Annotated in this window: 15 protein-coding genes and 1 pseudogene; 10 read left to right on the top strand and 6 right to left on the bottom strand. The window is 63.0% G+C overall.

Annotation, left to right across the window (positions count from 1 at the left end; genetic code table 11):
- The 6 genes and pseudogenes from N430_RS00700 to N430_RS00675 all read left to right on the top strand — a co-directional run bounded on the left by N430_RS00700 (window position 1) and on the right by N430_RS00675 (window position 11,872).
- Window positions 1-4,458, top strand: coding sequence for an NEL-type E3 ubiquitin ligase domain-containing protein (locus tag N430_RS00700; protein ID WP_110632125.1), 4,458 nt, complete (start codon window positions 1-3; stop codon window positions 4,456-4,458).
- Between the two features lie 100 nt (window positions 4,459-4,558).
- Window positions 4,559-9,061: an NEL-type E3 ubiquitin ligase domain-containing protein gene (locus tag N430_RS00695; RefSeq protein WP_110632128.1), complete on the top strand. Its 4,503-nt coding sequence runs from the start codon at window positions 4,559-4,561 to the stop codon at window positions 9,059-9,061.
- Window positions 9,062-9,294: 233 nt separating this feature from the next.
- Entirely contained in the window at window positions 9,295-9,855 is a 561-nt protein-coding gene (locus N430_RS00690) for a DUF4174 domain-containing protein (RefSeq protein ID WP_110632131.1), read from the top strand.
- Window positions 9,856-9,976: 121 nt separating this feature from the next.
- Window positions 9,977-10,246: pseudogene (locus N430_RS00685) on the top strand (hypothetical protein); the annotation flags it as partial.
- 110 nt (window positions 10,247-10,356) lie between these two features.
- Window positions 10,357-11,193, top strand: a complete 837-nt coding sequence (locus tag N430_RS00680; protein ID WP_178083362.1) for a DUF692 domain-containing protein — start codon at window positions 10,357-10,359, stop codon at window positions 11,191-11,193.
- Window positions 11,174-11,872 (top strand): DUF2063 domain-containing protein, encoded by a 699-nt coding sequence (locus N430_RS00675; protein ID WP_110632134.1) that lies wholly within the window; start codon window positions 11,174-11,176, stop codon window positions 11,870-11,872. The genes N430_RS00680 and N430_RS00675 overlap by 20 nt, the downstream gene beginning before the upstream one ends.
- Before the next feature lie 34 nt (window positions 11,873-11,906).
- Here the strand turns inward: N430_RS00675 and N430_RS00670 are convergent, their stop codons facing one another.
- From N430_RS00670 to N430_RS00655, 4 genes are all read right to left on the bottom strand, one after another.
- Window positions 11,907-12,395: a DoxX family protein gene (locus tag N430_RS00670; protein WP_110632137.1), complete on the bottom strand. Its 489-nt coding sequence runs from the start codon at window positions 12,393-12,395 to the stop codon at window positions 11,907-11,909.
- 15 nt (window positions 12,396-12,410) lie between these two features.
- Window positions 12,411-13,031 (bottom strand): ferric reductase-like transmembrane domain-containing protein, encoded by a 621-nt coding sequence (locus N430_RS00665; protein ID WP_110632140.1) that lies wholly within the window; start codon window positions 13,029-13,031, stop codon window positions 12,411-12,413.
- A gap of 144 nt (window positions 13,032-13,175) precedes the next feature.
- Window positions 13,176-14,459, bottom strand: coding sequence for a HAMP domain-containing sensor histidine kinase (locus N430_RS00660; protein WP_110632143.1), 1,284 nt, complete (start codon window positions 14,457-14,459; stop codon window positions 13,176-13,178).
- On the bottom strand, window positions 14,456-15,196 hold the full coding sequence (locus N430_RS00655) for a response regulator (RefSeq protein WP_110632146.1): 741 nt from the start codon (window positions 15,194-15,196) through the stop codon (window positions 14,456-14,458). Before N430_RS00655 ends, N430_RS00660 begins: the two co-directional genes overlap by 4 nt.
- Window positions 15,197-15,419: 223 nt before the next feature.
- Between N430_RS00655 and N430_RS00650 the strand changes: the two genes are divergently transcribed.
- A complete protein-coding gene (locus tag N430_RS00650; protein ID WP_110632149.1) occupies window positions 15,420-15,695 on the top strand; it encodes a DUF2790 domain-containing protein in 276 nt (91 codons plus the stop codon).
- A complete protein-coding gene (locus N430_RS00645) occupies window positions 15,685-16,224 on the top strand; it encodes a thioredoxin family protein (protein WP_110632152.1) in 540 nt (179 codons plus the stop codon). Before N430_RS00650 ends, N430_RS00645 begins: the two co-directional genes overlap by 11 nt.
- Window positions 16,225-16,338: 114 nt before the next feature.
- On the opposite strand, the gene N430_RS00635 is transcribed toward N430_RS00645, so the two are convergent.
- On the bottom strand, window positions 16,339-17,187 hold the full coding sequence (locus N430_RS00635) for a shikimate dehydrogenase (RefSeq protein ID WP_110632158.1): 849 nt from the start codon (window positions 17,185-17,187) through the stop codon (window positions 16,339-16,341).
- The gene (gene aroQ / locus N430_RS00630; RefSeq protein WP_110632559.1) at window positions 17,184-17,633 is read right to left on the bottom strand and encodes a type II 3-dehydroquinate dehydratase; all 450 of its coding nucleotides are present in this window, start codon (window positions 17,631-17,633) and stop codon (window positions 17,184-17,186) included. Before aroQ ends, N430_RS00635 begins: the two co-directional genes overlap by 4 nt.
- Window positions 17,634-17,850: 217 nt before the next feature.
- Between aroQ and N430_RS00625 the strand changes: the two genes are divergently transcribed.
- Both N430_RS00625 and N430_RS00620 read left to right on the top strand, forming a co-directional pair.
- Complete coding sequence (locus N430_RS00625) at window positions 17,851-19,104, top strand: TolC family protein (RefSeq protein ID WP_110632161.1); 1,254 nt, start codon at window positions 17,851-17,853, stop codon at window positions 19,102-19,104.
- Window positions 19,097-20,308 carry an efflux RND transporter periplasmic adaptor subunit gene (locus N430_RS00620; RefSeq protein ID WP_110632164.1) on the top strand — a complete coding sequence of 404 codons (1,212 nt, stop codon included), beginning with the start codon at window positions 19,097-19,099 and terminating at the stop codon, window positions 20,306-20,308. Before N430_RS00625 ends, N430_RS00620 begins: the two co-directional genes overlap by 8 nt.

Below are 20,308 nucleotides of genomic sequence, written 5' to 3'. Positions count from 1 at the left end.
ATGCAACCCCGCGCAAACCCGGTTCAAAAGCACGATGCCCAGGTGGCGGTCGAGCAAGCGTTTCAGGATGACATGATCGTCCGCCGCTTACCCGCCTGGATCCGCAAGTTGCGGCTGTCCGAGCCGGCCGTGGATCGACCATTGACGGCCGAGCAACTGGTGAAAGTGTTCGAGGCGTTAAGAACCAGCTATGTCAGTCGCCAGCGTCTTCGCCACGAGATAGGGCGGATCGAGCACATTCATCAATTTTGCAGGCCGCTCCTGCAGCGTGCGCTCAACGGTTCGCAAGACGTGGACACGCTGTTCTATCGACATTTCTACTTCACCGTTTCGCCGAAGCCTGTGTGGGCCAGCGGGCGTACACCGCAACAAGACAAGAACAGCTACGACATCCCTTTGCTCGATGCGGCACTGGCCAATTTCACCGAGGACGAATCCAGGGTCGGCGCTATGCCTCGTGATAATTGCCTGGTGCAGAGCGACGGCAGCACAGTCACCTCGCTGTCGGCCTCGGCCTTCGCCAAGCGCTGTCGGCAGTTGGACCTGGGCAGGCGTTATCAGGCGCATCTTGACTCGATCCTGGACAGCCCGGTCACGGCAGCCTCCGGATTCAAGTCTTCCTGCAAGGCCCTGCAAGTCGCCTCGATGCTGCTTGAGGCCTGCAAGGCCAGGACGGAAGGAATCCTGACGGCGCAAGAGCTGGTCTTGATCCTTGACCTGTGCCGCGACGCCAGGCCAGGCATGCTTGGCGGCAAGCCAGTGATTGCCAAGCAACTGAGCATTTATGGTTGCAAGGTCGAACAGGTGGTCGTGCTCGACCAGATCACTACCACGTTTGGCTTCCTGTCCAGCCAGCGTGTGCTGGTTTACATCCCCGGTGACCCAGTCAGCGCCTGGAACGCGGCAGCCGATCTCGACACCTTCATTCGACGGACGCTGGGCAAGCGCCTGGGTAATGAGCCCTACCAGCGCTTCTTCGCACGCTTCATCCGTCGCCGTGACAGCGACGCGTTCTTTGCCAGGGTGGCCAGTGAGCTGACGGATGTCGCCGCATGGACCTCCCGCGACATGGATCAGCACATGGCGGCCTACCACCTGCCGCTGTTCGATCACCTGGCCCAGGCGCGGGTAGACCAGATCAAGGATGATGCAGCAGTCATTGCCGTACCGGTCAGGGACATCGACAGCGCGGTCCACCAGGCCAGGCATGATCGCCTGGTGTCTGCGGCATGGGCCATCGCTAACGTGGCGGGCCTGTTCGTGCCCGGCCTCGGGCTCATCCTCGGCGGCGTCATGGTCTGGGACATGCTCAAGGACGTCTTCCATGCCGTGGAGGACTGGCGTGAAGGCGACATCGATGCGGCGCTCGACCATCTGCTGAGGGTTGCCGAAAGCGTGGTCACGGTCGGCATCACCGCAGTGGGGGCAGCGGCGGTGGCGCGTGAATGGCACCAGGTTGATGAGCTGGCGACCGCTCGCTTGGAAGACGGCAGCGAGAAGCTCTGGCGGTTCGACCTCACCCCCTTTCGCAGCGCGGCGCCACCCGTTCAGGCACTGGCCGATGCCGAAGGCATTTACCGTTTGCAGGGGCGTTGCTGGGTGAACATGGAGGGCCACTTCTATGAGGTGGTGCAGCAGGCCGACGAGCAGTGGCAGATTGTGCCGAAGCAGGGGCATGGCCCACAGCTTCGGCATAACGGTGCCGGTGCCTGGCGGGTCTGGTGCGAGCAACCGATCGAGTGGGAAGCGCCGCGCGCCCTGTTTCGTCGCCTGGGTGGCGGGTTCCGCGCGCTTGAGGATGAGCAGGTCGACCAGGTACTTGTCATCCATGGCCTGGATGCCAGCCATCTGCGCGGCTTGCACATCTGTGGCCAGGCGCCGGATGCCTGCCTGATTGATACCGTAAGCCGGGTAGAGGTGCTGAACCGCATCCTGGCGCTGGTCACACACCTGCGCTCAGGCACAGAACCGGAGGATTCGGCACTGCTGGCCAAGGTCCGTCAGTGGGCAGGCACGCAGGCCCTGACGGACGCCCAGCTGGCCGAGCGGGTCTGGCGTCGTCGGCGATCATTGTTCCAGCAGCTTTACTATGAGCAGTACCCCGTGACGACCACCACGCACGTATTGCAGCGAGACTTTGCCAGCCTTCATCGCCTGGCGGCCGAAGCCCTGCTGAATACGGTCGACAGCGCAGGGCTGAACGTCGCCGCAGCGTCCATGGTCAAGCGCATCCGTTGTATTCGGGTGTACGAAGCATTGCTGTTCGATACCCCGCAGAATCTCGACCTGGCCCGTGTCGTGCTGAAATTGCTTGAACACATGCCCGGGGCCACCAATGGCCCACGATGGCAACTGTTCGATGGCGACGTGGCAGAACCGTTGTGGAACAGTAGGGGTACGGGAGAGAGCCGGCGTATTCGTTTTCTGGCAGGCCAATTCCAATGCAGCGATGAGCAGGGCAATACGCTGGGCGAGCCGGGTGAGTTGTTCCAGCAGCTGGCTGGCGGTTATAGCACGGTGCAACAAGACGCACTCATCACTGGCAAGCCGTTCGCGCTGCATCTGCGCGCCTATATGGCACGGCGTGTCGCTCAGCGACGTGAGTTGATCGGCGAGTTGCTGGATATTGCCAGCCCGGGCGATACCTTTCTGGCGCCACAGCGGCTGCTCAATGGCCGGATCGGTTATCCCTTGAGTGGCTGGCGGCAACGCGCGCTTGCGGGCCGGGTCGGGGCAAGGAATCTCGCTGCGCAGCTACGGGACCTGTACCCAGGCTTCGATGATGAGCAGGTCGAACAATGGCTGGCGCACCTGCGTGTGCTCCAGCGTGATCCTGCCAGTGAACTGCTCGCCCTCAAGGGGCAACTCAAGGCCTTGCGCAAACGCCTGGCCAGTTGGCAGACCGCGACCATCAAGCTCTGGTTCTGGCCCGCCCGCCGCCAGTTTGCAAGGGGACTGATCGATTGCTGGCGCTACCTGGTGCCACAACAAACCCTGACGCTTGAAGAAGCTCGAGGCTATCTACTCAGCAGTTATGGCAGTGATCTGGATGAACTGCCGCCCATTCCAGCAGGCGTCAGTTTCTCCCATGTAGCGGATATCGCCCTGCGCTCGTTGCAGATACGCCGTGCGCCAGAGGCGTTCTTGCGCGCATTCGATGGGTTGAGGTCACTGAGTATTACCAATTGTCGCTTGCGCAGCCTGCCGTTGACCCCGGCACTGGCCGCGCGGCTGAACATCCTCGATGTGTCCGGCAACCAGATTCACCTGGAGGCCGAGGATGTCGACTTGCTCGTCGGCTGCAGGCAGCTGGTCTACCTGAACCTCTCGCATAACCCCTTGCAACGCGCGTTTTCCATAACCGGGATGCCCGGCCTCAATGCCTTGATGCTGCGCAACACGCAGCTGACGCAAATGCCGGCAGGCGTAATGGAATCCAGCAACCTGCATACGCTGGATGTGGGTGATAACCATATCCGGACGCTGCCATTTGCATTTTATCGGTCGAGGCTGTGGCGCTCCGGGCGGGTCAGGCTCAGCGATAATCCGTTGCTGGACGCGCAGGATGTCTGGGGGGAAGCCGTGAATGACCAGGTGCCGGTCAAGCAACGCTGGATCGATCTGGTGGCGACAGATCAGCGTGACCGCATGGCCAACACTTGGGGCAGGCTCTACGGCGACAGCGCCTCGAAAGATTTCTTCCACTTGCTGGAACGGCTGACCACCTCGGCGGATTTCCAGAGTGAGTTCTTGTCGCGCTACCTGGCCTTGCGTGTGCTGCGCATGCTGGAATACATGGCTGAGCGGCCGGCATTGCAAACCGAGCTCTATGGGCACGCGCTGACTGAGCACTGCCAGGATAATGCCACGCTGCGGTTCAGTGACCTTGAGGTACGTGTCAACCAGTGGAAAGCGTTGCACAACGACGTCCTCGGTGACCAGGAGCGGGTGCTGTTGCATCTGGGGGCTCAGTGCTGGCGCCTGGAAATGCTCGACGATGTAGGTGGCTGGCATGCGATACGCATGGGCCGGCCTGACGAGTCGCTGGAATTCGCGCTGTCGTATCGCCTGAGCCTGGTTGATGAACTCGATCTGCCCATCGAGCATGACGAGATGCTCAACCCTGGTGTGGCCAACCTGTCGGCGGTGGACCGGCATGCGGCTGTGCGTGCTGTCAGGGCTGTGCAGTCCCGGGATGTGCTGGTGGATTATCTGTCGACCACACGCTTCTGGAGGGAATACCTGGCCGGCATGTATCCCGGACGGCTCGAGGTTCCGCAGGCGCTGCATGATGAGCTGGAGGCGCTGGTCGAAGGCAATGCGTCACCTGCTGCAATCAATCGCCTGCAGGACCGTGTGCGCCAGCGAGAGATCAACGTGTACAGGCAGCTCACCCGTGAGGCGGTGGACAGGCATCTGATGGCCGTGTTGCTGGTGCCGGTCTTGCCATGGCATTGAAACGGCGCGCCAGGGCCGGGGCATAGGTGGTAGCCACATAGGCGCCGCAGGGCGGCGCCCGGCGATAGCCTCGAGGTTTCACCACTCGGGGCTATTCACCATGGGCACATCCGAACACACACATGATCGCCTGGAGCAGGCTGAGCAGGACAGGATCATCGCCGCACGCCTGCCAGGCTGGATGCTTGCCGCCAGTGCCGGGCATGCAGCGGTGCTGCGAGAGGCACTCAACGGCAGCCTGGACTGCCGTTACCGCCTCGCTGCGTTGCTGCGACGCATCGAAGGGGTAGAGCAGTTCACTGCGCCTATTCTGCAAAAGGCGCTGCGGGAGCGTTGCAACATCGCACAGGAACTGGGCCAGCTGTGGTTTCGCGCCGCCTTTGAACGCCCACTGAGCACCTATGCCCCCATCCGGGTGCCCTTGAGTGAAAAAGTCTACTACCAGATTCCGTTGCTCGAAGCGGCACTGAGGAATTTCACCCAGGACGAGACCCAGGCGCGAGGACAAGCCCCTGGCAACGGTATCTTCGATAACGCTGGCGCCCGGCTTGACCTGCTCAGTGCGACGCGATTCGCTGCCCTGGTACGTGAACTGGACCTGGGGGAGCGTTACCAGGCGCATCTGCAGGCCCGGCTCGGGACTGCTGAAGCCCAGGCGCTGCTTGCCGAGAACATGCGCCATACCTTGTTGCTCGATGCTTTCAAGGCACGCCACGACAGCGTGCTGAGCGAAGCCGAACTGGAATTGGTGATCGGTTTGTGGCGAAAAGGCTGGTTGCCTCAACTGAATGACTCGCGTGTCGTTGGCAAGCGCCTGGAGGTCCTGGGCTGCCCATTGCAGCAGATTGTCGTGCTGGATGTGCGCGATGAGACCTTCGCCCCGATCTACACCTCGAGCCAACGCGTGCTGGTGTACATACCGGGTGATCCCCATGGCCCGTGGAGCGCGCATGATGATCTGCATCGGTTCGCCCGAAGCATCCTCGGGCAACGGCTGCGCAATGGCGACTACCGAGATTTCTTTGCGCGCTTCGTGCGCCGTCGCGATAGCCAGTCGTTTTTCTCCCAGGTCATCGCTGGCTACGCCGACCTGCCGGTCTGGGCCAACATCGATCTGCAGGAGCGCATGCATTCGGTCGGCGGCTATCTGTTCAAGGACTTCGCTGCCATGCGCACGGCTCAGATCAAAGACGATGCGGCACTGGTTGCCACACCCGTAGCGAAGCTGGACCGCGAGCTCCAGGCGGCCCATGACCAGTACCTGGCCAATCTGGGCGTAACACTGCTGAGTGCAGCCAGCCTGTACGTCCCTGTATTAGGGCTGGCGCTGCTGGCCATGGTCGCCTGGCGCTGGCTGGGCGAGGTATTCGAGGCAGTTGAGTCCTGGCGTGAGGGCGAGACCCGCGAAGCACTGGAACATGTGACCCAGGTGCTCATCGAGGTCGCGCTGGTAGCCGCCACGGCGGCGGCTGGCAACGCGGCGCAGCGTGTGTGGACGCGCTCGGCGCTGGTCGATGGCCTGTCGCAGGCACGCCTGGAAGACGGAACGCAACGGTTGTGGAACGCCGACCTGTCGGCGTTTCGCAGCGAGTTGCCGGTTGCGGCGACCAGCGATGAACAAGGGGTCTGGCGCCACGGCGGGCAGGCCTGGATTGCCATGGACGGCCACCATTATCGGGCTGTACAGCGAGCAACCGATGGGCACTGGCAACTACTGCCGCGTGATGGCCACGGTCCGTTGCTGCTGCACAACGGCGCAGGTGCATGGCGCTTGTGGAGCGAGCAACCGATGCAGTGGCAAGGCCGTGGCTATCTGTTCAGGCGGCTGGGTGGCCAGATGGCCAGGCTCGACGACGAGCAGATCGCAGAGGTGCTGGCGATACACAGCCTGGAGGAGGGACACTTGCGCGCCCTTCACGTGCTGGGGCAGGCACCTGAGCCTCAACTGCTCGATAGTGTTCAGCGGGTATTGCTCGATCAGCGTATTCGCCGGTTGGTCAAGCGGTTGCGCTCGGGGCTGGCGCCAGAGGATGACAGGGCCGCGCTTGAGCAGGCGCGCAACCTGGAAGGAAGCCAGGGGCTCAGTGACCAGGACTTGGCCGAGTTGGTCTGGAAACAGCGACGGATTCTGTTTCAGCGGCTCTATGCCGCTGAAGGTTTTCACAGTGACCGTGAAGTGCAAGCATTGCAGCGCCAGTTCCCCAGCCTGCATGGGTATGCCGCACGGGCGCTGCTCGCTCAGGCCAGCAGCGCAGACCGCATGCGTCTGCTTGCCAGCGACCGAGTACCGTTGGGCCTCGCCGAGGCCGCCAGGCGTATGCTCGTGCCGGTTCGCATGGTACGGGTGTTCGAGTCCTTGCTATGGGACACGCCACAAAACCTCGACCTGGCCCGGGTTACGCTCGGCATGCTCAAGCATCTGCCTGGCGCTGGGCAGGGCGTGCGTTGGAGCCTGTTCGAGGGTGATGCTGGCGCGCGGGCCCTGGCCACCTCAGAGGAGGGGGCACATGCCTGCGGGCTGGTTCACCGCAACGGCACCTTCCAGCGCACCGATGCCCAGGGCGATGCTGTCGGCGAGGCGGGCGAGCTGTTCGAGGTCATGACAGGCGCCTATACCGGCGATCAACGCGGCGCCCTGCAGATTGGCGAGCCCTTTGCACATAACCTTCGGGTGATGGTCACCCGGCTGGCGCAAGCAAGGCGTGAGGAAGTCGAGCAGTTGTTGAACCCTGTGCGTGCAGGTGGCCTGCGCCTGCCGTGGCGGCTGGACGATGGCCGGATAGGTTATCCGTTGAGCGGTCGCACCCCGGGTTCTTCGTCTTCCAGCTACCGGCCTGGGCCTTTCCTGCGGCGTGTACGCTACCTTTACCCGGCCTTTACCGATGAGGAGGTCTTCGCCTGGATCGAGCAGGCACGTGCTTCTGCAATCGGCCTGGAGCGCACGCTGCAGCAGTTCGAACGAGAGTTCGAGGCGCTCAACAGGCAGTTGCGCAGGTGGGTGCACGAAGCGGCCAGTCGCCGGGAACGGGAGGACCGGCGCAGGCTGAGAAGGGCGCTGCGCGGCTGTTGGCAACGTGCTTACGATGAGGGCATGCAGGCTGAAGGCACCAACACGGTGTACCGTTGGGAGATTGCCAGCTCTCGTAGTCTTCCCGAGTTCCCCGAGCCGATCGTCTTCGATCACGTTCGCGTCTTGACCTTGCGCAACATGCAAATCGAGCGCTTGCCCGAAAGCTTCCTGCGTGCCTTCCCCAATGTCCGCGCGGTTGAAATGCCCTATAACCGCCTGGAGCGCGTTCCGCAGGCGCTGCTGGGCATGCCCGACCTGCAGTCACTGGACCTGCGCGCAAACCGTGTCAGCCTGGACCCTGGCCAGGCGACGATACTCGCCAGTTGCCCGTACCTGACGCAGGTGAACCTTTCGCACAACCCGCTGGGGCGGGCATTCTCGCTGACCGGGTTACCCCGGCTGCGCGAACTGTACCTGGCCGGCACCGGCCTGCGCGAGTTGCCCTATGGGTTGATGGAGAGTCCTTTGCTGATGACTGTCGACCTACGTGACAACCTGCTCACAAGCATGCCTGAGGGTTTTTACCAAAGTCGGTTGTGGATCGAAGGCAATGTGCAGTTGAGCGGTAATCCGCTTTCAGAGTCAGAGTCCTTGCGTCTTCGTCATGCTTTGCAGGCAGTGGCCGAGGTGCCTGAGGATGAAGAAGCGGCACCGGTGTCTGCCCGGCTACGTTGGATGGATGCCGGCGGCGCGCAGCTGCGCACCGAGCTGGACAGGTATTGGCGAGCGCTGGAAGCATTGCCGAATGCGCTCGAATTCTTCACCTTGATCGAGCGCCTGATGGAAACGGCCGACTTTCAGCATGCGACCGGCGCGCGCTTCCTGGCCAGCCGAGTGCTGGAGATGATGCGTGCCATGACCCAGTCGGCCGAGCTGTGCCAGGAGCTGTTCAGCAATGCGGCGCAATTGACCTGCCAGGACAGCGTCGCCCTGCGTTTCAGCGATCTAGAACTGCGGCTGTTGGTCTGGCGTGCCCAGGCGCAGGCCACCACCGGTGGTGACGAGCGGGTACTGCTGCGGTTGGGGCGGCGGCTGTGGCGGCTTGAAGAGCTTGACCGGATTGCCTTGCGGGATATTCAGGAGCGTCAGTTCGGTGGCAGCGACCCGGACCAGATTGAAGTGGTCCTGGCCTATCGCGTTGCTTTGCGCGAAGCGCTGGACCTTCCCTTACAGACCCAGGGCATGTCGTTCCGGCCCGTCGCGGGTGTTGATGCAAGGCGAATAGCACGTGCACGCAACCTGGTACTGCGGCATGAAACCGGTGAGCAACTGGCCGCCGCGCTGATCGAACGAGCGTTCTGGCAAAGCCATTTGCGTAACGCCTACCCGGCACGTTTCGATGCCCTCAATGCACCGTTTCACGAGCGCCTCGAAATTATGCAGGCTGACAGCACTACACCAGAGGCGCAACGCGTAGCGCAAATCAACACGCTCGCCAGCGAGCAGCGGCTAGCCGAGCGCGACCTGATGCATACGCTGACACTTGAGGCTCTGGATGCGAACAGTGAACAGGAGGTCATTTACGTTCGCTGATCGCGTCATCCCGACCAGCGCCTGCCCCGTTGGCCGTCATGGGCGTGGATGTCTCAATGGACTATGCTCAAGTTCGGGCACTGGCATTTTTCGGCGTGTCAGGCGCCCTTGTCGCGACACGCCAAGTTACTTTTGCGTAAGCCCTCTGGCAGTCCAGTTGGTTTAGGCTCGCACGTCGGATCTTTCTCCATGATCTGTAGTCTTTGGTTTATCGAGAGAATAAGGAGATATGCATGCTCGTCCGGTCACTGACCCTCGCCACCTTGCTCGCTGTTGCCGGCCCGTTGTTCGCTGCCGACAGTGATGCGCCGCTGGCCAAGGAACTGGGCAAGGCCAGGCCATTGGTCGTCATCGCGCCGAGCAGTGCCGACCCCACCCTGCGCGGTTTGAACGAGGCACTCAAGGACCCTGCTACCCAGGCGGGTTTCAAGGAGCGCAACCTGGTGCTGTTCAGCGTTGCCCAGATGATGGGCAAGCGTGAGGACAAGAATCTCGAACAACAGACCACGATGGCCCTGATTCGCGAACTCAAGCTGGGCGCCAGCAAGGGCACCAAGGTGATTCTGGTAGGCCTGGATGGCGAGCGTCATGTGCTCAAGGATGATGAGTCCAACGAGAAGATCGATCCGCAAGTAATCTTCAAGGCCGTCGATGAGCTTCCAGCGAGTGAAAAAGCGGCGGTTGCTCCTGAACCCGTGGCGGCAGCTGCGCCTGAGCCCAAGGCCAAGGCCAAGGACAGCAAGCCGGCGAAACCCGCCAAACCTGCCGCGCCTCCCAAACCACTGGACGATTGAGCGGCGGCAACCTTTCCGCACGGTTGGTTGTGTCCTACATGGACAGCCGAATCAGACGATATCGGTCAATCTGTCGGCGCGATTTAATGGCTCCACTTCCTGACCAGAGTGGAGCTTCATCATGACGCAAGCAATTGACAAACTCGGGCTGCTCGGCGCTGCGCTTGTCGGCAGCATGGCCATTGGCAGCCAGGCCTTCGCTGTGGAGCCTCTGCCCGAGGGCTATCAGTTAGCTTCGGCCAAGGCCCAAGGCGAGGGCAAGTGCGGAGAAGGCAAGTGCGGAGGCACTGGCAAGGCCGTCCAAAGCGAAGGCAAGTGCGGTGAAGGCAAATGCGGTGGCACCAGCAAGGCCGACCAAAGCGAAGGCAAGTGTGGTGAAGGCAAGTGCGGTGGCAGTGGCAGCCACGGCGAGAGTCAGGCCTGAATCGATTCCTTGAGAAATGTGACAACGCCCCGCCTGCTGGTCAGGCGGGGCGTTGTGCTTGTTATGGAGGCTCAATGATGATGACCACACCCATGCTCGCCGGTCTTGGCTTGCGTCGCAGCCTGATGCCCGAACTGCTTGCTCTGGATCCGGGCACAGTGGATTTTCTGGAGTGCGCTCCGGAAAACTGGATCGGTGTCGGTGGCGCCTATGGCCAGGGCCTGGTGCAGCTCGCCGAGCGCTTTCCCCTGGCCTGCCACGGCCTGTCGCTGTCGCTGGGGGGCAGCTTGCCGCTGGATCGCGAACTGCTCGAGCAGATCCGGCAGTTCCTCGACCGCTATCAGGTACGCCATTACAGCGAGCACCTGAGTTACTGCAGCGATGATGGTCTTCTCTATGACCTGCTGCCGTTGCCCTTCACCGAGGCGGCGGTACGGCACGTGAGTGCGCGTATTCGCCAGGCGCAGGATGTGTTGCAACGGCGAATCGCCATCGAGAACATCAGCTACTACGTCGCCCCCTGCCAGGCGATGAGTGAACTGGAGTTCATCTGCGCGGTGCTCGACGAAGCGGACTGCGAGCTGCTGCTGGACGTCAACAATGTTTACGTCAATGCCTTTAACCACGGGTATGACGCGCAGGCATTTCTGCTGGGGCTTCCGGTAACGCGGGTTACCGGCATGCACCTGGCAGGGCACCATGACGAGGCGCCCGATCTCAAGGTCGACACGCACGGAGCGGTGGTCAAGCCGCAGGTCTGGTCACTGTTCGCCAGCGCCTGCGAACGTTTTGGCATACAGCCCACGGTGCTTGAACGCGACTTCAATTACCCGGTCATGGGCGAGCTGCTTGCAGAAGTAGCGCACATTCGTACCGTGCAGCGGGAGGTGGTGCATGCACGGTGTATTGCGTGAACAGCAATTCCGTCTGGCGCGTCACCTGCGAGACCCTGAGCGCCATGGGCCACCTGCAGGGCTCGAAGATCGCCGCCTGAGGCTATACAGGGAATTGTTCTACGGCAATATCGAGGCCCTGTTGGCGGGAAGTTTCCCAGTGCTTCGCACCTCGTTGGGTGATCAGCGTTGGCATGCGCGAGTGCATGATTTTTATGCCAGTTACCGCTGCCGCTCGCCGTTGTTTACCAAGGTTGCGGATGCCTTTGTCGATTATCTGCAGGGCATCGAGCCCGACACGCCCTGGCAGCGCGAGCTGGCCCACTATGAGCTGATCGAATCGCAGTTGTACCTGAGTGATGCCAAGGATCCTGACCATGATCCCCACGGCGACTTGCTGCGAGGTGAGCCGTTGTTGTCGAGCACGGCACGTGTTCTGGCCTACCGTTGGCCGGTGGAGCGCATCGGTCCGGCGTACCAACCGCTTGAGGCGCCTGCTCTGCCCACATTGCTGCTGGTCTATCGCGATGCCGCATTGCAGGTGCGTTTCGCCCGGCTTTCGCCCATGGCCTACCGTTTGCTGACGCAAGTCAGGGGCAATGGGCGGGAGCGGTTGCAGGCGCTGGCTGCGGATCAGCAGGAGGGCTTGGCGCTGCTCGAAAGCCTGCGTGAGCAAGGTGTCGTCATCGGCACGCGATGACACGAAAGGGGCTGCCTGGCAGCCCCTTTGCTCCTTACCCCAATACGCGGTTCCTGATCCAGTTATCCAGGCTCAAGCGCCCCGAGCCTTTGAGTAGCAGCGGCAGCAGAGCGACCAGATAAATGAGCGGCAGCTTGAAGTTGCCGAAACCCTGGTCGGTGATGGCATAACCCTGGGCCAGTTCTGCCAGGCTCGACCAGTGATTGGGCCAATGCACCGCAGCAATCGCCACCACGGTCACCACCATCAGTCCAGCCGATGCCAGCCGCGTGCCGAGGCCAAGCAACAGCAGCAGGGGCAGCAGCAGTTCCGCCCACATCGACAACTGCCAGTTGAATTCTGCTGGCAGCACATTGAAAGGGAACGGGAAATTCGCCTGCAGATCGCCGAACCAGTTGCTGCCGTTGAATTTCTCCCAGCCGGACTCGAAGAACTCCCAAGCCAGGAACAGCCGCAGCGGCAGGTCGGCGCTCCAGCTGCCAAAGCGATCGAAGGTGGTGAGGGTGCGGGTCAGTGTGGTCATGGAGATCATCTCGTTTCAGGAAAGGGCAGAAGCCGTGCGGCGTTGCTGCCGGGCCAGCTTGGCGGTGAGCTTGAAGGCGATGGCGCTGAACATCAGGGCGAAGGCCAGCGGGTACCAGCCGCCCATGGGGATGCGGTTGTAAAAGGACAGGCAGAACACTCCGGCCAGCACCCACATGCCGGTGCTGTGCAGGGCTTGCCAGGCTCGGCCGCCGAGCAGGCGCATCGGTGCCTTGAACGAGGTCACGCTGAGCAGTAGCAGGAACAGGTAACCGATGCTGCCTGGCAGGCTCGAGGTGACCGTGCGTCCGGCCCAGAACAGCTCAGGGAATTGCTGGGCGTAGCGGTAGATCAGCAGCCCATGCACAGTATGTGAAAAGGCAAAGGCCAAGCCCACGTAACGCCGCTCGCGGAGCAACCAGCGGCTGCCGCTGCCAGGCAGCAAGGTGACCAGTGACGAGGCCAGAAAGGCCAGCAGGAACAGTGCGAATGAGCTGCGTGCGGTGGCGCGAATGGCACTGCGCAGGCTATCCGCACCGGGCGGATAGCTGAGCAGGACCAAGGCGGTCATGAACAAGGTCAGGCCAGCAAGGGCGTAGAACAGCCTCCAGCCGGAGGGCAGGGTGAGCGGCTTCATGGGTGAGATCTCCCGGCGTGTCATTGGGTGAACGGGAGTGTGGGGGGGATGGGTATCTGCAGTGTGTCGGTGAATACGGCTTTGTGTATCGGACTGTAGTGATCGGGGCTGTAGGGCGACCTGCCAGGGCCGCCGCTTCGATTGCTACAGCTCGATCTGGGCGCACAACCCGCCGCTCTTTCGGTTACTCAAGGTCAGCTTGCCGCCCATGGCCTGGGTCAGTTGATGGGCGATGGCCAGCCCGAGGCCAGTACCGCCAGTACTGCGATTGCGGGAGCTTTCCACCCTGTAGAACGGTTTGAGGACTTCGTCCAGCTCTTCGGCGGGGATCCCAGGGCCCTCATCGAGCACCCGAATGAGCGTCTTGCCTCGCTCGCGGCTGACCTCGAGCTGTGCCTTGCCGGAAAATTTGAGGGCGTTGTCCACCAGGTTCACCAGTACCCGACGCAGTGCGTGCGGTCGGGTTTCCAGCAGGCTGCCGTTATTGCCCTGGCGCTCCACCTTGGCGCCGCTGTCCTGATAGTCGAACACCAGGCTGTCGAGAAAGGCATCGAGGTTGATGCGGCACGGCGCCTCAGTGTTGATGTCCATGCTGCGAGCATAGGCCACGCCTTCGCGGACCAGGTGCTCCATGGCATCCAGGTCATGCCAGAGTTTGTCCTTCTCGACACCATCGTCCATGACCTCGACCCGCAGTTTCATGCGCGTGATCGGTGTTTGCAGGTCGTGGGATATGGCAGCCAGCAATTGCATGCGTTCTTTCAGGTAGGCGGCGATGCGTGCTTGCAGGGCATTGAACGCCACGGCGGCGTACTTGACCTCGCGCGGGCCGCTTTCATCCAGCAGCACGCCGGGCTTGTCCGGGTCGAGGTCGTCCACGGCCTGGGCCAGGCGGGTCAGTGGGCCGATGGCCAGGCGCACCGCCAGCCAGGTGCAGAACAGCAGCACACCGAGCTGGATCAGCAGCACCAGCGGCAGCCAGCCCGCCACCGGTACTGGCGTTGGCGTGACATCGATGGTCAGCGGCGAGCCATCAGACAGGTGCAAGTGCACCTGGAAGTGCTGTTGCGGTCCGGGAATATCCTTGAATTTCAGCTGGTAGTGCTCGCCGATGGCCTTGATGATCGATTCGGCAGCCATGGGCGGTTCGTCGCTGGCCATCGGCGTGCCGGCCTGGCCCTGATCCAGGCGGTAGCGGTAGGTATGGCGCTCCAGGCGCGGCAGCCAGCTGGCTCGCTCGGCCGCCGGCAGGCGCTCGAGGATCGCCATCGAGGTGGCGACATCCTGCTCCAGATGGCTGAGCATCATCGAACGGCTGCTGACATAGCGCTCATAGGCTTGCAGGCTGAACGACAGCCCATAGGCCAGCACCAGCCCGGTGATGAAGATCAGCGCCAGGCGCGAGGCAAGGGTGCGCGGCCATTTCATACGGGTGACTCGAGCAATTGCACGGCCAGCGAGAACACATAGCCCTCGCTGCGCACGGTCTTGATGCAGCTTGGCTCGCGGGCATCGTCGCCCAGGCGTTGGCGCAGGCGGCTGACCAGCAGGTCGATGGAGCGGTCGAAGATGTCTGCTTCGCGGCCTTGGGTCAGGTTGAGCAACTGTTCGCGGCTGAGTACCCGCTGCGGGTGGTCGAGGAATACCCGCAACAGGCGGTATTCGGCACCGCTGAGTGCTACCAGGGTGCCCTCGTTGTCCAGCAGGTGACGGGCGGTGGTATCCAGGCGCCATTGGCCGAAGGCCAGCAGCCGGCTGCTTTCGCTGATGGTCAGGTTGGGCGGCAGCATGCGCGTGCGGCGCAGCACGGCATTGATGCGCGCCAGCAGTTCGCGGGCGGAGAACGGTTTGGTCAGGTAGTCGTCGGCGCCCATTTCCAGGCCGATGATGCGGTCGGTCTCATCGTTGCGCGCGGTCAACATCAATACCGGTGTGTTGCGGTGTTTGCCGGCACGCAGTTCGCGGCAAAGCAGCAAGCCGTCGTCGCCGGGCATCATGATGTCGAGAACGATCAGGTCGACGCTGTTGGCTTCCAGGAAAGCGCGCATCTGCCGGCCGTCGGCGACGATGCTGGTGCGCAAACCGTTCTTTTTCAGGTAATTGCCGACCAGCTCGCGGATCTCACGGTCGTCGTCGACGATCAGGATGTGATCGACATGTTCCATTCGCGGCATTCCTGTTCAAGGGAGAGTGGGCGCAGTGTACCGAGCACATGATGGCTTGCCTGCGGGGTTTTGTATTGCAGTGTATCTGGCCTGTGTACAGATACAGGAAGAAGCAGATCACAGCATCAGGCGACACATGCGAGATACCTGGCGGACGTGAAATGGCTCTCGACCGGGGAGCACAGATCCCCACCCCCTGAAAGTGTTGCCAAGGAGAGATGCCATGAACTTCAAGACTATTGCCAGCGCCAGCCTGTTCGCCGTGCTCAGCCTCGGTGCCGTTGCCGCCAATGCCAGCTCCACCTCGATGAACGACGCCAGCGTCATGCAGTACCGCTATGGTGACCAGCTGGATGTGAAGCGGGTGCTGTCGGTGAAGGATGATCAGAGCAATGCCTGCGGTCCGGTCAACACGCGCATGGATTACCTGAACTCGAAAGGCCAGCGCGAGAGTGTTGAGTACCGTACCTACGCCACGAGCGGTTGCCATGACAACTGATCGCCGGCTGTTGTTGAAAGTGGGGGGCGTGGCCTTGGCGCTGGTTGGCCTGGGCCTCGCGGGTGGGCAACTGATGGCTCGCGATAACTATGGCGCCATGCCGTCACTGGCTGGCGCCAGCCAATGGCTCAATTCACCACCATTGGACGCCCCGGCGCTCAAGGGCAAGGTGGTGCTGGTGGACTTCTGGACCTGGGACTGCATCAACTGCCAGCGTAGCCTGCCGCACGTCAACGACTGGGCCCGGCGCTATGCCGACCAGGGCCTGGTGGTGGTGGGGGTGCATACGCCGGAGTACGACTACGAGCATGATGTGGGGCAGTTGAAGAGCAAGGTGGCCAGCCTGGGTATCGCGTATCCGGTGGCGGTGGATAACGACTATCAGGTGTGGAATGCCTGGGGTAACCAGTTCTGGCCAGCGCATTACTTTGTCGATCGGCAGGGGCAGGTGCGGCATGTGCACTTTGGTGAAGGCGACTATGCCGGGCAGGAGAAAGTCATACAGGCGCTGTTGGATGAAAAAGGGTAAAGCTGTGCTGGCCTCTTCGCGGGCAAGCCCGCTCCCACAGGTACGGCGCCAACCTCAATGGCTGCGCTGTATCTGTGGGAGCGGGCGTGCCCGCGAAGAAGGCGCTGCGGTCTGTCAGGTAAAGCTGGCGAAATGCGCCTGCATCCGCTCGGCATCCGCCTGTTTGCCACTGAACAGCTCGAACGCCTTCACTGCCTGGAATACCGCCATGTTGCTGCCATCCAGCGTGCGGCAACCCAGCGCCCGTGCGGCTTTCAGCAGCTCGGTCTCCAGCGGGAAATAGATGATTTCCGCCACCCACAAGCGTGGGTGCAACAGCTCCACGGGCAGTGGCGTGCCTGGCAACTTGGCCATGCCCACTGGCGTGGTGTTGACCAGACCATCGGCCTCGGCCACCTCGACCGCCAGGTCCGTTCCAAGTACCGCGCGACCTTGGCCGAAATGGCTGTTGAGGTTGTCCACTAGCGCCTGGGCACGCGCCGCATCCACTTCGAACAGCACCAGTTGCTTGACCCCTTCGCTGAGCAGTGCATGGGCCACCGCCGAACCGGCGCCGCCAGCGCCCAGCTGCACCACACGGCGGCGTGACACATCCGGCAGGCCACGGCGCAGGCCCTCGGCAAAGCCCAGGCAGTCGGTGTTGTGGCCGACCCGCTTGCCATCCTTGAGCACCACGGTGTTCACCGCGCCAATACCGCGGGCCTCGTCCGACAGCTCATCGAGCAGCGGCAGGATCGCCTGCTTGAACGGGTAGGTGATGTTGAGCCCGGTGAAACCGGTGTGCTGGGCGGCATCGAGCAGCTGCGCCAGGGCGCTGTCTTCCAGCTGGAGCTGGTCGGCGTCGATCAGGCGATAGAGGTAGCGCAGGTGTTGGGCATCACCTTCGTGCTCGTGCAGGGCAGGGGTGCGCGACAGTTGGATGCCACGGCCGATCAGGCCGGCAAGAATGGCGGGCTGGCTCATGCGCGCAGCTCCTGAAGCATCTCGGCAAAGTGGCTCAGGGCCATGCGGTAACCGTGGCTGCCCAGGCCGCAAATCACGCCGACGGCAATCGACGAAACGAACGACAGGTGACGGAACGGCTCGCGCTTGTGCACGTTGGACAGGTGCACTTCGATGACCGGCAGTTCGCTGGCCACCAGGGCGTCGCGAATCGCTACCGACGTGTGGGTCCAGGCGCCGGGGTTGATCACGATACCGGCGCAGCGACCGCGGGCGGCGTGGATCCAGTCGATCAGTTCGCCTTCGTGGTTGGTCTGGCGGAATTCGATTTCCAGGCCGTGGGCATGGGCAGTGTCGGCGCAACCCTGAGCCAGGTCGGCGAGGGTTTCGTGGCCATACTGGGTGGGCTCACGGGTCCCCAGCATGTTCAGGTTGGGGCCGTTGAGCACGAGAATAAGGGGCTTCATGGCGAGCATCGCTTTGTTGTTGTTGAATGCCTCTATGTTTGTACCGGGTGGTTAATTTCGTCAATTGGATCAGGTGTCGCAGCTAGGCAAAGTGGGCGATTATCGGACTTGCTCGAGCAGACCGCCGGATTACGGAATTGTAATGTTCACGCCACCGCCTCGATAACCAGCTCTCCTTACAGTCCCTCGCCAATGCTTGTCGACGAGGACGCCCGAAGTGCCCACCCCCCGCAAGATCGCCTTGCTCAGCCTGTTGCTGGCGGCCACCGCCAGCGCCCAGGCCGGGCCAGGCATGAGCCTGCCCGAAGCGCTGAGCGCCGCCTTCGCCAACAACCCTGAACTGGCCGCGGCCGGTCGCGAAATCGGTATTGCCGAGGGCGAGCGGCGCCAGGCCGGGCTGATCCCCAACCCTGAACTGGCTTGGGAAATGGAGGACACCCGCCGCGATACCAGCACCAGCACCGTCACCCTCAGCCAGCCACTGGAACTGGGCGGCAAGCGCGGTGCGCGCATTGCCGTGGCCGGCGCTGGCCAGGCCATTGCCCAACTGGACCTTGAACGCCAGCGCAATGGCCTGCGCGCCGATGTGGTCCAGGCGTATCACGCCGCCCTGCGTGCGCAGACTGGCGTGGAACTGGCGCAGCAGTCGCAGGCGCTGACCGAGCGTGGCCTGCGGGTGGTACAGGGCCGGGTCACGGCTGGCCAGTCGTCACCGGTGGAGGCCACCCGTGCCCAGGTGCAACTGGCCCAGGCCCAGGCTGAAGTGCGTCGCGCCGAAACCCAGCGCACGGTGGCCTACCAGGCCCTGGCGCGGCTGACCGGCAGTCCGTTGGCGACCTTCGACACCTTGTCGACGGCCAGCCTGTCGCCCGGCGCTGCACCTTCCGCCGATACCCTGCTCGGTCAGGTCGAACGGACGGTCGAATGGCGCCTGGCCGCCGCCCAGGTCGAGCGCGGCGAAGCCTCGCTGGGCTCGGAAAAGGCCCTGCGCATTCCAAACCTCACCGTCAGCATCGGCAGCCAGTACAGCCGCGAGGACCGTGAGCGGGTCAATGTGGTCGGGCTGTCGATGCCCTTGCCGTTGTTCGACCGCAACCAAGGCAACGTGCTGGCCGCCGCCCGCCGCGCCGACCAGGCCCGCGACCTGCGCAACGCGGTGGAACTGCGCCTGCGCAGCGAAACCCGCAGCGCCGTCGATCAGTGGCGTACGGCGATGCAGGAGGTGCAGGCCTACGACCGCACCATCCTGCCGTCGGCGCAGCAGGCCGTGGACACCGCCACCCGAGGCTTCGAGATGGGCAAGTTCGCCTTCCTCGACGTGCTCGACGCCCAGCGCACCTTGATCGACGCGCGTGGGCTGTACCTCGAGGCCTTGGCTGCGGCAACCGACGCACGGGCACAGGTCGAGCGGATCTACGGCGATCTGGACGGTTTGAGCAATATTTCGAGCAGCAGGAGCAACAATGACTAACCCCCGCAAACTCGCCCTCCTGGCCGCTGCCATTGCCGCTCTCGGCATGGGTGGCCTGGCCTGGACCGGCAACCTTGGCCAGGCCAGCAGAGGCCAAACCAGCGCAGCAGAGCCCCGGCACGACGATCATGGCGAAGACAGCCACGGCCACGCCGAAGAGGCAGGTGAAAAGCATCAGGAAAAGGAAGGTGAACTGCACCTGTCGATCGCTCAGATCGAGTCAGCCGGCATTCAGTTGGCCGCCGCCGCCCCTCGCGAACTGGGCACCGCCATCAGCTTCCCCGGCGAGATCCGTTTCGATGAAGACCGCACCGCCCATGTGGTACCGCGGGTGCCGGGGGTGGTCGAGGCGGTGCAGGCCGAGCTTGGCCAGGCGGTCAAGCGCGGTCAGGTGCTGGCGGTGATCGCCAGCCAGCAGATCTCTGACCTGCGCAGCGAGCAGCAGGCCGCCCAGCGGCGCCTTGAACTGGCGCGCCTGACCTTCCAGCGCGAGCAGCAACTGTGGCAGGAGCGCATCAGCGCCGAGCAGGACTACCTGCAGGCGCGCCAGGCACTGCAAGAGGCCGAGATCGCGCTGGCCAATGCCAGGCAGAAGGTGGCTGCGGTCGGCCCGGCCGGTGCCGGTAACCGCTACGAACTGCGCGCCCCCTTCGATGCCGTGGTGGTGGAAAAGCACCTGACCGTGGGCGAAGTGGTCGACGAGACCAGCAATGCCTTTACCTTGTCCGACTTGAGCCGGGTCTGGGCCACCTTCGCCGTCGCACCCCGCGACCTGGCCCGGGTTACCAGCGGGCGCAGCGTCACCGTCAGCGCCCCGGACCTGGGCGCCGAAGTCGAGGGCAAGGTCAACTACGTCGGCAGCCTGCTCGGCGAGCAGAACCGCGCCGCCACCGTACGCGCCACCCTGGCCAACCCCAATGGGGTTTGGCGCCCCGGGCTGTTCGTCAACATCGCGGTCAATGTCGAGCGTTTCAATGCCGCCGTCGTCGTGCCCGAGAGCGCATTGCAGAGCTGGGAGGAACAGACCGTGGTGTTCGCTCGCACCGACCAAGGTTTCGAGGCCCGCCCGGTGAAGACCGGCCGCCGCGACGCCGGCCAGGTGGAAATCACCTCGGGCCTGGCCGCCGGTACTCAGGTGGCTGCTGCTGGCAGCTTCGTCCTCAAGTCCGAGCTCGGCAAGGCTTCTGCCGAGCACAGCCATTGA

Source organism: Pseudomonas sp. CC120222-01a (assembly GCF_003097235.1).
GTDB lineage: Bacteria > Pseudomonadota > Gammaproteobacteria > Pseudomonadales > Pseudomonadaceae > Aquipseudomonas.
Note: the sequence above shows the minus strand (reverse complement) of the source record. Positions and strands in the feature narration are given on the sequence as shown.

Excerpts from the sequence above, each read along its gene's own strand:
- N430_RS00700 (WP_110632125.1), top strand. The coding sequence starts at position 1 with ATGCAACCCCGCGCAAACCCGGTTCAAAAGCACGATGCCCAGGTGGCG.
- N430_RS00695 (WP_110632128.1), top strand. The coding sequence starts at position 4,559 with ATGGGCACATCCGAACACACACATGATCGCCTGGAGCAGGCTGAGCAG.
- N430_RS00690 (WP_110632131.1), top strand. The coding sequence starts at position 9,295 with ATGCTCGTCCGGTCACTGACCCTCGCCACCTTGCTCGCTGTTGCCGGC.
- N430_RS00680 (WP_178083362.1), top strand. The coding sequence starts at position 10,357 with ATGATGACCACACCCATGCTCGCCGGTCTTGGCTTGCGTCGCAGCCTG.
- N430_RS00675 (WP_110632134.1), top strand. The coding sequence starts at position 11,174 with ATGCACGGTGTATTGCGTGAACAGCAATTCCGTCTGGCGCGTCACCTG.
- N430_RS00670 (WP_110632137.1), bottom strand. The coding sequence starts at position 12,395 with ATGACCACACTGACCCGCACCCTCACCACCTTCGATCGCTTTGGCAGC.
- N430_RS00665 (WP_110632140.1), bottom strand. The coding sequence starts at position 13,031 with ATGAAGCCGCTCACCCTGCCCTCCGGCTGGAGGCTGTTCTACGCCCTT.
- N430_RS00660 (WP_110632143.1), bottom strand. The coding sequence starts at position 14,459 with ATGAAATGGCCGCGCACCCTTGCCTCGCGCCTGGCGCTGATCTTCATC.
- N430_RS00655 (WP_110632146.1), bottom strand. The coding sequence starts at position 15,196 with ATGGAACATGTCGATCACATCCTGATCGTCGACGACGACCGTGAGATC.
- N430_RS00650 (WP_110632149.1), top strand. The coding sequence starts at position 15,420 with ATGAACTTCAAGACTATTGCCAGCGCCAGCCTGTTCGCCGTGCTCAGC.
- N430_RS00645 (WP_110632152.1), top strand. The coding sequence starts at position 15,685 with ATGACAACTGATCGCCGGCTGTTGTTGAAAGTGGGGGGCGTGGCCTTG.
- N430_RS00635 (WP_110632158.1), bottom strand. The coding sequence starts at position 17,187 with ATGAGCCAGCCCGCCATTCTTGCCGGCCTGATCGGCCGTGGCATCCAA.
- aroQ (WP_110632559.1), bottom strand. The coding sequence starts at position 17,633 with ATGAAGCCCCTTATTCTCGTGCTCAACGGCCCCAACCTGAACATGCTG.
- N430_RS00620 (WP_110632164.1), top strand. The coding sequence starts at position 19,097 with ATGACTAACCCCCGCAAACTCGCCCTCCTGGCCGCTGCCATTGCCGCT.